Annotated in this window: 12 protein-coding genes and 1 tRNA gene; all 13 read right to left on the bottom strand. The window is 59.7% G+C overall.

Annotated elements, in window-relative coordinates; all coding sequences use genetic code 11:
* Window positions 1–25 precede the first annotated feature (25 nt).
* Window positions 26–2,314 (bottom strand): restriction endonuclease subunit S, encoded by a 2,289-nt coding sequence (locus tag ABWY06_RS03420; protein WP_353924163.1) that lies wholly within the window; start codon window positions 2,312–2,314, stop codon window positions 26–28.
* Entirely contained in the window at window positions 2,311–3,780 is a 1,470-nt protein-coding gene (locus ABWY06_RS03415; RefSeq protein WP_353924162.1) for a type I restriction-modification system subunit M, read from the bottom strand. Before ABWY06_RS03415 ends, ABWY06_RS03420 begins: the two co-directional genes overlap by 4 nt.
* An 11-nt stretch (window positions 3,781–3,791) precedes the next feature.
* Window positions 3,792–4,517, bottom strand: coding sequence for a nucleotidyl transferase AbiEii/AbiGii toxin family protein (locus ABWY06_RS03410; protein WP_353924161.1), 726 nt, complete (start codon window positions 4,515–4,517; stop codon window positions 3,792–3,794).
* Window positions 4,507–5,067, bottom strand: a complete 561-nt coding sequence (locus ABWY06_RS03405) for a MarR family transcriptional regulator (RefSeq protein WP_353924160.1) — start codon at window positions 5,065–5,067, stop codon at window positions 4,507–4,509. The genes ABWY06_RS03410 and ABWY06_RS03405 overlap by 11 nt, the downstream gene beginning before the upstream one ends.
* A gap of 76 nt (window positions 5,068–5,143) precedes the next feature.
* Entirely contained in the window at window positions 5,144–7,522 is a 2,379-nt protein-coding gene (hsdR, locus tag ABWY06_RS03400; RefSeq protein WP_353924159.1) for an EcoAI/FtnUII family type I restriction enzme subunit R, read from the bottom strand.
* A gap of 872 nt (window positions 7,523–8,394) precedes the next feature.
* Window positions 8,395–8,471 (bottom strand) — tRNA-Pro (locus ABWY06_RS03395).
* A 94-nt stretch (window positions 8,472–8,565) separates the two neighbouring features.
* Complete coding sequence (locus ABWY06_RS03390; protein ID WP_353924158.1) at window positions 8,566–8,922, bottom strand: MerR family transcriptional regulator; 357 nt, start codon at window positions 8,920–8,922, stop codon at window positions 8,566–8,568.
* The gene (gene ihfA, locus ABWY06_RS03385) at window positions 8,903–9,205 is read right to left on the bottom strand and encodes an integration host factor subunit alpha (protein WP_003243414.1); all 303 of its coding nucleotides are present in this window, start codon (window positions 9,203–9,205) and stop codon (window positions 8,903–8,905) included. Before ihfA ends, ABWY06_RS03390 begins: the two co-directional genes overlap by 20 nt.
* A 3-nt stretch (window positions 9,206–9,208) precedes the next feature.
* Window positions 9,209–11,587 (bottom strand): phenylalanine--tRNA ligase subunit beta, encoded by a 2,379-nt coding sequence (gene pheT, locus ABWY06_RS03380; RefSeq protein WP_353924157.1) that lies wholly within the window; start codon window positions 11,585–11,587, stop codon window positions 9,209–9,211.
* Window positions 11,588–11,619: 32 nt separating this feature from the next.
* Entirely contained in the window at window positions 11,620–12,636 is a 1,017-nt protein-coding gene (gene pheS / locus ABWY06_RS03375) for a phenylalanine--tRNA ligase subunit alpha (protein ID WP_353924156.1), read from the bottom strand.
* A 96-nt stretch (window positions 12,637–12,732) separates the two neighbouring features.
* Window positions 12,733–13,089 (bottom strand): 50S ribosomal protein L20, encoded by a 357-nt coding sequence (rplT, locus tag ABWY06_RS03370; protein ID WP_353924155.1) that lies wholly within the window; start codon window positions 13,087–13,089, stop codon window positions 12,733–12,735.
* 29 nt (window positions 13,090–13,118) lie between these two features.
* Complete coding sequence (gene rpmI, locus ABWY06_RS03365; RefSeq protein WP_353924154.1) at window positions 13,119–13,313, bottom strand: 50S ribosomal protein L35; 195 nt, start codon at window positions 13,311–13,313, stop codon at window positions 13,119–13,121.
* Between the two features lie 60 nt (window positions 13,314–13,373).
* Window positions 13,374–13,543, bottom strand: a 170-nt coding sequence (infC, locus tag ABWY06_RS03360) for a translation initiation factor IF-3 (RefSeq protein ID WP_353924199.1), incomplete at its 5' end; no start/stop codon positions are given.

Raw genomic sequence — 13,543 nt, 5'->3', positions numbered from 1 at the left:
CAGTGCTACGAAAAAGGAGTTTTGCTTAATGAAGACCAGGTAGGGTTTGCAGGCCGCCCAGAGTAGGTTTGCCGAAGCCCGTGGGCGTCAGCAGGTTGGTTTTCTTCATTTCGGCGAGTTCCGCGAGCCAATCGCTCTGACTAAAACGCAGCTTGGTGTCGTTCCAGGCGTACATTACCTCCGCCACTATCGCCTCGTCGGAAACGGCTTTGCCCTCCAGCAGGAAGTCGTTCCAGGCGGCATACAGGGTCACAACCCTTTCGCAGCGATCGGTATCCCAGCCGCGCATCAGCTCGATCACCTGCTGAATGCTGGCGCGCTCATCGCTCGACCAGGTGCTTTCATACGCCTGCCGATGCTGCCCCGCTGCAGATAAGGGCCGATAGGCATAACCAACCGTCTCGCGCTCGATGCGCTCATACCACTGGCGGTTTTGCAGCTCGCCTTCGACCTGGTTCATCAGCTGGCGATCATGGGGCCCGGCAGCGTCGCGCAGGTAGTCTCCTTGAATGGCGGATATCTTGGCCGCGTACTCGGCCAGATAAATCACTTTTTGCAGCTTGCGCTGGCCGAACGTCTTTAGGCCGTGAAGCTGATGGGTAATTTCGGCGGCAAGCAGGGTGCGCGCGGCTTTCCGATCCGTGGCTACTGGAACCTCTTTGCGATCCTCGACCAGGGCGCGCTCGACCAGGGTGCTGGCCAGCTGTTCGTTAAGCTGGCGGGCCTGGGTTAGGCAGGTTTTCAATTGGTCGCAGAGGGCCATTAGCTGATCGACTTTGGCGACGATACGGTTTTGTTCGGCCACTGGTGGAACCGAGACCATCATGTTCTTCATGATTGTTCCATTTACGTTGGCCTGCCCACACTGCTGCTTTAAATGTGGGTTTATCTGGCTCTCACGAAAGCCTGGAGCATTCATCGATATATTGAGATATGCCGGAGAAAACAGATTCTTCAGGCAGCGGATACGAATCAGGTAGGACGCAAAGGTAAACTCACCCGCAGGGCCCAAAAACAGCCCAGTCTTGCCGACCAACTCAGCGCTGTTTGTTCTGTTGTAGAGCAGGTCTTCTGGCTCAAGGTAAAGCTCTGGCAAACCCTCTGTTGCTTTGCTGACTTTCATTTGTCCGTCGAGTACAACTTGGCCGCTCTGAATATCCCCCATTTTCAGAACAGGCACGCCGTCTTGTAGATCAGAGGTTTTCTCAGATAGGCCATATTCTGTGTTGAGTGCTAACTCTCCGAGTTTTGACCAAGCCCAATTGTTTGGTATCCCAAATGGCAGCTCTGCTTCGGTGATTTCCGCCAGCGGCTTCTGCTTCTTGAGCTTGCCTTCGGCTACCAGTCGCGCCTTTTCATCGGCAATGCGTTTGAGTAGTTCACCAGCCGGCTCATCGCTGGGGTCTTGCGGCACCAGTTTGCCTATCACGGCCAGTTGAAGCAGGGTTTGTTTGAGGGCATTGATGCTGGGTTCGGTGGTGAACAGGGTGTGGAAGTGTTCGGCCAGGCGTTGCCAGTTGGCGGCAAAGTCGGTCGCGTCGCTGGCTTGGGTAAGGCTGTCGAGCAGGGCTTGCACCAGTTGGGCGTGGGCGCCTTCGGCGTCGGCCTGCTGGGCTTCCAGGCGGTCGCACAAGGCCATCAGTTTGTCGACTTTGGAGACGATGCGCGACTGCTCGCCCTTGGGAGGCAACGCAAAGAAAGCATCATTCAAAACTTTGAAGTGCCGTGCATATCCTCTGCCTTCTAGCTTTAAACCAACTAGATGCCACCAGAAGAACTTCTCATCTAGCAGAACTGGCCTGAGAATTTTGACGCCATCAGCCCCAGCGACAAAATCAAAGTCGACGTATTTCCGTTCAGTCGTGTGATCACCAAACACAACAACTGGGCCAGGGAGGCGAATCAATAGAGCTTCGTCGTCTGTGTAGCCAGAAACAAACTTTTTCCCTTGGTCGACGACAGGAAAAATTCCTTCCTCACTAATCTGAGAGGACAGCAATTTATTCCCGCTGACCGAGACCGAGTAATAGATTTCTGGAAGCCTTACCCACGCCCAGCTATCTGGCAGATCGTATGGTTTTTCTTCCTCAGCAATCGCTGCCATCGGCTTCTGCTTTTTGATCTCACCCTTTTCCACCAGTCGCGCCTTTTCCGCCGCAATCCGCTTCAGCAACTCACTGGCCGGTTCATCATTCGGATCTTGCGCCACCAACTTCCCGCGCACTGCCAATTCCAGAATTAGCTCACGCAGTTTTTTAACGCCATTGGGTGCACCGGCCAGCAGCGGCAGGTTGTCGGTGAGCAACGCCGTCATACCTGGCGCTCCAGGGCTTCGGTCAGAACCGCTTTCAGTTGGTCGCGTAGGTCGCCGATCTCGCCTTGCAGGCTGTCGTAGTTGCGCAGCAACTCGTCCGGGTCGTGGCTGACCTGCTCGCCGATATGCGGATTTTTGCAGTCGAGGTTGTAATTGCGCGCCTTGAGTTCGTCGGCGCTGACCTTCCAGGCGAACTCGCCTTCGACGCGGGCGGCAAAGCCGTCCTCGGCACTGCCCCACCAGGCTTGCTCGACCTCGAACTCCTCGACACGCATGGGCCGGGTCTTGCTGTAGTTTTTCACCCCCACCGGGTACTGATGCTCATAGAACCAGGTTTCTCGGGTCGGGCTGCCCTTGGTGAAAAACAGCAAATTGGTCTTGATCCCGGTATAGGGCGCAAATACGCCATTGGGCAGGCGAACGATGGTGTGCAGATTGCACTCGGTCAGCAGCTTTTCCTTGATCCGACTTTTGATGCCTTCACCAAACAGAAAACCGTCGGGCAGCACCACGGCGGCGCGGCCGCCGTCTTTGAGCAGCTGCATGATCAGCACCAGAAACAGGTCAGCGGTCTCGCGGGTGCGGAAGGCGGCCGGAAAGTGGGTTTCGATGCCGTCTTCTTCCATGCCGCCAAACGGTGGGTTGGCGACTATGCAGTGCACCCGTTCACTCGGGCCCCAGCTGATCAGCGGTTTGCTCAGGGTATTGTCGTGGCGAATCTGGCTGGGCACCTCGATGCCGTGCAGGATCATATTGGTGGTGGCCAGCAGGTGCGGCAGCGGTTTTTTCTCCACGCCGAAGATGCTGGCTTGCAGAGTGCGTTCGTCCTCGGCGGTTCTTACATAACGGCTGCGCTTGTGCTCGATGGCGCAGGTGAGAAAGCCGCCCGTGCCACAGGCCGGGTCCAGCACCTTCTCATCCAACTGCGGGTCAACCATGCGCACCATAAATTCGGTGACCGGGCGCGGGGTGTAAAACTCGCCGGCGTTACCGGCGTTCTGCAAATCGCGCAGCAGTTGTTCGTAGAGATTGCCGAACTCATGGCGTTCCTGGGCTTTATTGAAGTCCACGCCTTGCTGAATCTTGTTGACCACTTGGCGCAGCAATTGGCCGGACTTCATATAGTTGTAGGCGTCCTCGAACACGCCGCGCACCACGAAGGCCGATGGTGTGCTGCTGTACTCGTGCAGGTTCTGCAGCTGCGGGAACAGGTTGTTGTCGATAAAGCCCTTGAGGTCGTCACCGGTCATGCCTTCCGGGTTGGCGGCCCAGGTGCGCCAGCGGCAGCTCTCGGGAATCGGCGAGCGGTAGTTGTCATCCATCAGCTCCCATTCCAGCTCACGGTCATCGAAGATCTTCAGGAACAGTAGCCAGACCAGCTGGCCAATGCGCTGGGCGTCGCCATCGACGCCAACGTCTTTGCGCATGATGTCCTGGATGGATTTGATGGTTGAGCTGATGGACATGCTGATTTCCGTTACTGGGCTGCTGGAAGCGCGGTGATGGCTTCCAGGCGCTGAAAAATGAGTTCTTCCCGTGCCGGCTGCTGGCGGGCGGCGGATTGCACGGCGTAGGCGAAGTCGCGGTGGGCGAGCAACGCGCTGATGGCTTGGGCGATGTAGTAACACAGGGCCGGCTCGGCCTGGGCCAGTTCGGCATGCAGGCTGTCGCGCCCGTCCACCACGGCCAGGATATCCTCGATATCGCGGCTAACCAGCGGATCGTTGCGTCCGCGGCCGCGATAGGCTTCCAGCTTGGTGGCGAGAAAATAGCTGGGCGTGACGACGCGGATCAGGGTACCGGAAGGCAGTGCATGATCGGTTGCGCATTGCAGAGCATCACGGTACCAGCGATTGGTGAAATTGAGAATGGCTTCATCGTCGGGCATAAAATCGACCAGCAAATCACGGCCAATCAATGCGTTGGGCAGACGCATGCGGCAGATGACGTCGTCCTCGGGGGACTCGCGAAAACCGCGCTGGCGCAGTTCGGTAAGCAAGCGTTGCCATTTGCCGTAACCGAGGACATGGACGATGACGTCGACATCTTCGGTGAAGCGCACCGCTTCGCGAGCAAAGGCATCGGTGATCAGCAGCGCGGTGGTGCAGCCGCCGACAAAGGCGACCTGACGCAGCAATTCCGGCCCCAGTGCATCGGCCACGGTTTGCAGCATCTGCTCCTGGATACGCCATTCAGCAACCATCGGATTCGCCTCGCAGCCGTTGCTCCAGCAGGGTTCTGGCCAGGCTGGCTTCACGCTCATTGCCCAGGCGAATGGCGTCCACCAGTGCGAGCATGGCGTAAAGCGCCTTATCCTGGCGCGCCGCGCCGGGCACGCTTTTGAACAACGGCTCCACCGCCTGCCCCATGTCGTTACCCAGGGCATCTTCCCAGACATGAATATGCTCACCGCCCGACAGCAGCTTGCCGGCCAGCACCGGCGCGGCGTGAGCGGTGGCCAGGCCGCGCACGATCGGGCCGGGGCGAACCGGGAAAACGTACTTCAAGCCGTGGCCGAGAAACTCGTTGAGGGCGCGAGTATTGGTGCGCGGTATGCCGCTGCCCCGCTCCAGCTTGGCCAGGCCGGCGGCAATGCAGCGATTGAGCGCATTGCTGACTTCGGATTTGCTGATGCCGGTGGACTGTTCGAGCGCACGCATGGAGAAATGCTCCGCAGCCTGCTCGGTCGAGTGCGGCTGGTTTTCCAGGCTGGCGAGCTTGAGCAGTAGCAGAATGTCTTGGCCTTTCATCATGAAATGTCTTCTCCGTCCACTGTCTATGGACAAAGGACAGTCTGCTGGGAGGGCCTGGTTGCTGTCAACGCGCCTGTCAGGCGCTTATTTCGCCGCTGTAGAGCTGATTTTCCAACTCATGGATGGCCTTGCTGTAACCGGCCTTGCCGCCAAAGGCCTTGACCAGCTCGATAGGCGCACCAATCTGGCTGAAGGGGTCGAGCTGAAGGATCTTGATGTCCTCGATATGCTCGACGCCGGTATCTGCATATTTATCCAGCAGCGCTTCCAGTACCTGGCGTGCCGCGCCGGAATATTTGGCGAAGTAGTTGCGCTTTTTCACCTGCTCGGCGCGCTCACGGCGGCTCAGCGCCGGCTGGTCGAAGGCGATATGGCAAACGAGGTCAAATGGATCCAGTACCTTACCCTGCTTTTTTTCTACTTCCTCGGCTAACGCTTCCCACATCACGCCTTGGGCGGCCATTTCTTCAATAATCACTTTCTTCTGCTCGGCATCACTCCAACGGCGCAGGAAATCATCCAGCGAGGCGAAGTGCTTTTGCACGCAGGCGCGTGTGTAGTCGTGCAGCGACTCAGTGATCAGTCGACCGTCCGGTCCGTAATACTGCACACGCTCGGCAATCACATACACGGGCAGGTTGTCGATGATGTATCGGGTACGTTTACTGCCGCTCGCTGTGTCATCTACCTCGTCACCTCCGGGCAACCAGCCATCGCCATCAATGATGCCGTCCTCATCCTCAAGGGGGCTGTCTGGCGGCACGGGTGAGTCTTCACCTTCCGGGGCATAGATCACCACCGGCTCACCATCGAAGGCCGGGTCGGCAAACAGTTCGGTGGCTTTTTTGAAGTCCATGATGGTGAACCAGTATTTGCCGAAGTCCTCGTTGATGCGGGTGCCGCGACCAATGATTTGCTTGAACTCGGTCATGGACTTGATGTGCTGGTCGAGTACGATCAGCTTGCAGGTCTGGGCATCGACGCCGGTGGTCATCAGCTTGCTGGTGGTGGCAATGACTGGGTAACGCTCTTCCGGGTTGATGAAATTGAACAGCTCGGCCTTGCCTTCCTGCTCATCGCCGGTGATGCGCATGATGTACTTGCGGTTTTCCTTGATCCGTTCAGGGTTGAGGTTGACCAGGGCCTGACGCATGCGTTCGGCATGGTTGATGTCGTCGCAAAATATGATGGTCTTCTGAAATGGATCGGTGGCCTTAAGAAATTCGGTGACCTTTTTCGCCACCAGCTCGGTGCGCGCCTCGATCACCAGAGTGCGATCCATGTCATTGAGGTTGTAGATACGGTCTTCGATTAGCTCGCCATTTTTGTCGAGCATGCCCTTTGGCGGTCGCCAGCCCTGCACGTCCTTATCGAAGTCAATGCGCACCACCTTATAGGGCGCGAGAAAACCATCTTCGATGCCTTGCTTGAGGCTGTAGCTGTACACCGGCTCACCAAAGTAAGTGATGCTGGAAACCTCCTTGGTTTCCTTCGGCGTAGCGGTGAGACCGACATGGGTGGCATTGGAGAAGTAGGCAAGAATCTCGCGCCACGCCGAATCCTCTGCAGCACTGCCGCGGTGGCATTCGTCGATTACGATCAGGTCGAAGAAGTCGCGGGAAAACTGCTTATAAACGTTCATCTCGTCTTCGTTACCGGTCACGGCCTGATAGAGCGACAGGTAGATCTCGTAGGACGTGTCGATCTGGCGTTTGGCGATTTTGGTCATCGCCTGGCCGAACGGCTTGAAGTCGCCGGTTTTGGTCTGGTCGACCAGAATATTGCGGTCGGCGAGGAAGAGGATGCGTTTCTTCTGCTTCGACTTCCACAGCCGCCAGATGATCTGAAAAGCGGTATAGGTCTTGCCGGTGCCGGTGGCCATGACCAGCAGGATGCGCGATTGACCCTTGGCCACCGCTTCGACGGTTCGGTTGATGGCATTGGTCTGGTAATAACGCGGCATGCGTCCGGAGCCATCATCGTAATAGGGTGATTCGACCTTTTGCCGAGCCACCCCTTCCAAACCCTTCCACTGGCAGTAACGCTGCCACAGCTCATTGGGGCTGGGAAACTGATCGAGACCGAGTTCGGTTTCTACCTGGCCTCCTGTGCCGCTGCGGTCATGGAACAAAAAACCATCACCATTGCTGGAAAACACGAAGGGTACATCCAGTGCCTCAGCATAACCTAGGGCTTGCTGCATGCCGGAGCCGAGCGAATGTTTGTTGTCCTTCGCCTCGATCACGGCGATAGGCAGGTTGGGCTGGTGATAGAGGATGAAATCAGCACGACGGGATTCGCCCCGGGTATGCAACTTGCCGCGGACGATGATACGGCCCTTGGTAAAGCTGACCTCCTCACGGACCTGCTTGTGCATATCCCAGCCCGCTTGCTGGACGGCTGGGGCGATGTACTTGCTGCAGATGTCCCGCTCGGAAAGCGACTTCTTGTCCATTAACCCCATTCCTTAACGACAGCCATGTGATGACGTCCCTGCCTGACTGATTAACACAAGCCATATTTGGCCCAACGTTAGAGGCCGCCAGTCCCTACCGGCATCCTAAGGGAGGCAATTGGCAGGTACTCAAAAAAACATTTTGCAGCGCAACGCCCCGTACTAGAGAGGCCCAGCCGCTCGGAGGCCTAGCCTGCGATTCCCATCACAGTATCCACCTCGACCACGTGGGTAAAGGCTAATAGCCAGCGTACACGGTTATATTTTGCGTGCAGGGTCAGGTTTTGCTGATTTGTAAGGGCTCGGCATACTGCAGCCGCCTCCAAAAACCGTCGCCCTTCGTCATCCCTGAAAAGCGCGCTTCAATCGCCTGCTTTTGTCCGCTGCCAGTGCAGCAATAAATCCGTGATATCCAGTCGACCCTGTGCACAATTCCAGCTGGGCCAGCCAGCGTTCAGGCTGGTGCCAACAATGAGCTGACGCGGAGCGTCATAGAAAGCGTGCCCACGCGGGAGCGTTGGCACGATCGATCGGATTGCGGCGCTGTCGATGGGTATCGCTGCGCTCACCGCCATCCTACGGGGACGAGGGCGAGAACGAGGACGCGGGCGATTTGGGTGGGGGCGGTGGGCTCGTCCGGGATCGGCGGTTGCGGCGAGGCGGCATGGCCTGGGTGGGCGGTTGGGGCGGGCGTGGTGGGCGCGCCGAGGCCACCCTACGTGGTTTGGCGCGGCGCGGCGGGTCAGCACGCTTGGCGTGGGGCCGTTATGGGAATCACGAAGTGGCGGCAGGCGTGACGCTGGCAGGGCAGGTAAATCACACGCGCATGAAAAAGCCCGTTCATTGCTGAACGGGCTTGATCATCGAATAAATGGTCGGGACGGAGTGATTTGAACACTCGACCCCTTGCACCCCATGCAAGTGCGCTACCGAGCTGCGCTACGCCCCGACTAGGCGTGAATCTACTTCCGGTTGTGGCCGAAAGTGCAGCGACTATACATTAAGCTTTTGATATGTGGAAGGTTTTTTTCAAAAGCTGGCAGTTATTTTCGCAACACCAGGAGCACGTCTTCCAGCTCGGCAATCATCTGCCGGATCAGCTGCTTGTACTGGGTGGTGTCGTCCTTGGCTTCGTCCCCCGACAGGCGCAGGCGCGCCCCGCCGATGGTAAAGCCCTGCTCATACAGCAGCGCGCGGATCTGGCGGATCATCAGCACGTCTTGCCGCTGATAATAACGCCGGTTGCCGCGTCGCTTGACCGGGTTGAGCTGCGGAAATTCCTGTTCCCAGTAACGCAAGACGTGCGGCTTCACCGCACAGAGTTCGCTGACCTCACCGATGGTGAAATAGCGTTTACCAGGTATCGCCGGCAGTTCGTCGTTATGACTTGGTTCCAGCATATGCCTCGACTCTGGCCTTGAGTTTCTGCCCTGGACGAAAGGTGACCACACGGCGCGCCGTGATCGGGATCTCTTCACCGGTTTTCGGGTTGCGTCCGGGCCGCTGGCGCTTGTCGCGCAGGTCGAAGTTGCCGAAACCGGACAATTTGACCTGCTCGTTGAGCTCCAACGCCTGGCGGATTTCCTCGAAAAACAGCTCCACCAGCTCCTTGGCTTCCCGCTTGTTCAGGCCGAGCTCCTCATAGAGTCGCTCAGCCATTTCAGCTTTCGTCAGGGCCCCCATACGCTACATCCTTAACGTGGCGTTGAACCTTTCTTCCAGTGTAATGAGGATGTTTTTAGTAATACTGGCCACCTCATCGTCATTAAGAGTGCGTGATGGATGCTGCCAGGTCAAGCCGACGGCCAAGCTTTTTCTATGCGGATCAATACCTTTACCGTGATACACGTCAAAGAGTCTGAGGTCCGTGAGGTTTTCCCCCGCCGCTTCGCGAATCGCCTGCAGGATCGGCTCGGCCGGCGCGTCGCGGTCCGCCAGCAGCGCCAGGTCGCGGCGCACCTCGGGAAAGCGCGACAGTTCGCTGAACGTCGGCAAACGTCCCGGCATCACCTCGCCCAGCACCAGCTCGAAGAGGAACAGCGGCTGGTCCAGGCCCAGGCTGTTGGCCAGCTCCGGATGCAGCGCGCCGGCGAAACCGACCAGCCGCCCTTCCCGCTCGATACGCGCGGTCTGGCCCGGGTGCAGCGCCGGGTGTTCGCCGGGCACGAAGGTGAACGCCTGCAGGGCGCCGGCGAAACCCAGCAGGGCCTCGACATCGGCCTTCAGGTCATAGAAATCCACCGCATCGCGGCCCTGGGCCCAGCCCTCGGGCAGGCGGCTGCCGCAGATCACGCCGGCGAGCATGGCTTCCTGCTTCAGGCCTTCGAGCTGGCCGACAAAGCGCAGGCCGCTTTCGAACAGGCGCACGCGGGTCTGCTGGCGGTTGAGGTTGTACTGCACCGCCTTGACCAGGCCCGGCCACAGGGACGCGCGCATGGCGGCCATGTCGGCGGAGATCGGGTTGGCCAGCAGCAACGGCGCGGTGCCGGGGCTGAACAGCTCGAACCACTTGGGATCGATAAAGCTGTAGGTAATGGCTTCCTGGTAACCGCGGGCCACCAGCAGCCGGCGCAACGCGCCCAGCTCGGCACGCGCCTCACTCTTGGGCTGCGGCGCCAGCCGCGCCTGGGGGTAGCGCACGGGCAGGCGGTTGTAGCCATAGAGGCGGCCCAGCTCTTCGATCAGGTCGACTTCAATGCTGATGTCGAAGCGATGGCTGGGCACGCTGACGCGCCACTGCCCGGCGCCCTCGGCGGTCACGCCCAGGCCCAGGGCACTGAGCAGGCGCTCGACTTCGGCGCCGTCCAGGGCCAGGCCGAGCATCTGCTCGATACGCGCGGCGCGCAGGGTCACCGGGGCCACGCTGGGCAGGTGTTCCTGGCTGACCACTTCGCTGATCGGGCCCGGCTCGCCGCCGACGATCGACAGCAGCAGGCCGGTGGCGCGCTCCATCGCTTCGCGGGCCAGCTGCCAGTCGACGCCGCGCTCGAAGCGGTGCGAGGAGTCGGTGTGCAGGCCATAGGAGCGGGCCTTGCCGGCCACCGCGATGGTGTCGAAGAAGGCGCTTTCGAGGAACAGGTCGCGGGTTTCGCTGCTGACGCCGCTGGCCTGGCCGCCCATCACGCCGGCGATGGCCAGGGCGCGTTGCTGGTCGGCGATCACCAGGGTGTCGGCGCGCAGGGCCACTTCCTGGCCACCGAGCAATACCAGTTTCTCTTCCGGCTGCGCCATGCGCACCTGGATGCCGCCCTTGAGCTGCGCCAGGTCGAAGGCGTGCATGGGCTGGCCCAGTTCGAGCATCACGTAGTTGGTGATATCGACCACCGCGTCGATGCTGCGCACGTCGGCGCGGCGCAGGCGCTCGACCATCCACAGCGGCGTCGGCTGGCTCAGATCGACATTGCGCACCACGCGGCCGAGGTAACGCGGGCAGGCCTGGGGCGCCGAGACGTCGACCGGGAAGGTCTGCTCGTGCACCGCCGCCACCGCGTCGACCACCGGACGGGTCACCGGCGCGGCGTAGAGCGCGCCCACTTCACGGGCCAGGCCCGCCAGGGACAGGCAGTCGCCACGGTTGGGGGTCAGGTCGACTTCGATGCTGACGTCGTCCAGCTCCAGGTACTGGCGGATGTCCTGGCCCACCGGCGCGTCGGCCGGCAGTTCCATCAGGCCATCGTTGTCGTCGCTGATCTGCAGCTCGGAGGCCGAGCAGAGCATGCCGTTGGACTCGACGCCGCGCAGCTTGGCTTTCTTGATCTTGAAGTCGCCCGGCAGCTCGGCGCCGATCTGGGCGAAGGGTATCTTCAGGCCCGGGCGCACGTTCGGCGCGCCGCAGACCACCTGGAAACTGTCCTTGCCGTCGCTGACCTGGCACACGCGCAGCTTGTCGGCATCGGGGTGCTGCTCGGTGCTCAGCACCTCGCCCACGATGACGCCGCTAAATTGGCCGGCGGCCGGGGTGACGCTGTCGACTTCCAGGCCGGCCATGGACAGGCGCGCCACCAGGTCGTCACGGGAGACTTGCGGGCTGACCCAGCCACGCAACCACTGTTCACTGAATTTCATCCTGCTGTTCTCCTAGAATTCGGGGTGCGGGCCTAGCGAAATTGCGCGAGGAATCGCAGGTCGTTGTCGAAGAACAGCCGTAAATCGTTGACGCCGTAACGCAGCATCGCCAGGCGCTCGACGCCCATGCCGAAGGCAAAACCCTGGAACTGCTCGGGGTCTATGCCGGACATGCGCAGCACGTTGGGGTGCACCATGCCGCAGCCCATCACTTCCAGCCAGCCGGTCTGCTTGCACACGCGACAACCCTTGCCGCTGCACATCACGCACTGCATGTCGACTTCGGCCGAGGGCTCGGTGAAGGGGAAGAAGGACGGACGGAAACGCACGCCCAGGTCCTGCTCGAAGAACACCCGCAGGAACTCCTCGATGGTGCCCTTGAGGTCGGCGAAGCTGATGTCCTGGTCGACCAGCAGGCCTTCGACCTGGTGGAACATCGGTGAGTGGGTGATATCCGAATCGCAGCGGTAAACGCGGCCCGGGCAGACGATGCGAATCGGCGGCTGCTGGGTTTCCATGGTGCGCACCTGCACCGGCGAGGTGTGGGTGCGCAGCAACATGTTGGCGTTGAAATAGAAGGTGTCGTGCATCGCCCGCGCCGGGTGGTGTCCGGGGATGTTCAACGCCTCGAAATTATGGTGATCGTCCTCGACCTCGGGGCCTTCGGCGATGCCGTAGCCAATCCGGGTGAAGAATTGTTCGATCCGTTCCAGGGTGCGGGTCACCGGGTGCAGGCCACCGGAGGTCTGGCCACGGCCCGGCAGGCTGATGTCCAGGCGTTCGGCCGCCAGCTTGGCGCTCAGCGCCGCGCTTTCCAGCATGTGCTTACGGCCGTTGAGGGCCTCTTGCACGCTTTCCTTGGCCGCGTTGATCAAGGCGCCGGCCTGGGGCCGCTCCTCGGCGGTAAGGTGGCCCAGGGTCTTCATCACCTGGGTCAACTCACCCTTCTTGCCAAGGTAATGCACGCGCAGCTGCTCCAGGGCAGCGACGTCGTCGGTGTGTTGCACGGCCGCCAGCGCTTGCGCGACCAGCGTATCCAGGTTTTCCATTATTTAGACTCCAGATACGAAATAGGGGAAGAGCTGTAAGGCTCTTCCCCTATTAGTAGCATTTAGCACCGGGCGAACCCGGTGACTGTCGGGGACTTAAGCCAGTTCGGCTTTCGCTTTCTCGACAATCGCAGCAAACGCCGCTTTTTCGTTCACTGCCAGGTCAGCCAGCACCTTGCGGTCGATCTCGATCGAAGCTTTCTTCAAGCCAGCGATAAAGCGGCTGTAGGACAAGCCGTTGACACGAGCGCCTGCGTTGATACGGGCGATCCACAGGGCGCGGAACTGACGTTTTTTCTGGCGGCGGTCACGGTAGGCGTATTGGCCTGCCTTGATCACTGCCTGCTTGGCAACGCGGAACACGCGCGAGCGTGCACCATAGTAGCCTTTGGCGAGTTTCAGAATTTTCTTGTGACGACGACGAGCGACGACACCACGCTTAACACGAGCCATGAGTAACTTCCTCTAAACCTTGACCGAAATTAACGAACGCGCAGCATGCGCTCTACTTTACGTACGTCTGACGGATGCACCATGGTGCTGCCGCGCAGTTGACGCTTACGCTTGGTAGACATTTTGGTCAGGATGTGGCTCTTGAAAGCGTGCTTGTGCTTGAAGCCATTGGCCGTTTTCAAGAAGCGCTTCGCAGCGCCACTTTTGGTTTTCATCTTTGGCATGTTCGGATACTCCGCATTCAGTTGATAAACATAACCGCAAGGCCTGCCGTGCCCTGGTGGTTATTTCTTCTTTTTCGGGGCGATGACCATGATCAGTTGGCGTCCTTCCATCTTAGGATGCTGTTCGACCGAACCGTACTCGAGCAAGTCACCTTCAACTCGCTTGAGGAGTTCCATCCCCAGCTCCTGGTGGGCCATCTCACGGCCGCGGAATCGCAAGGATACCTTGG

The organism is Pseudomonas sp., from assembly GCF_040514055.1.
In the GTDB taxonomy this organism is placed as follows: domain Bacteria; phylum Pseudomonadota; class Gammaproteobacteria; order Pseudomonadales; family Pseudomonadaceae; genus Aquipseudomonas.
This window is presented reverse-complemented; position numbering and strand designations above follow the sequence as displayed.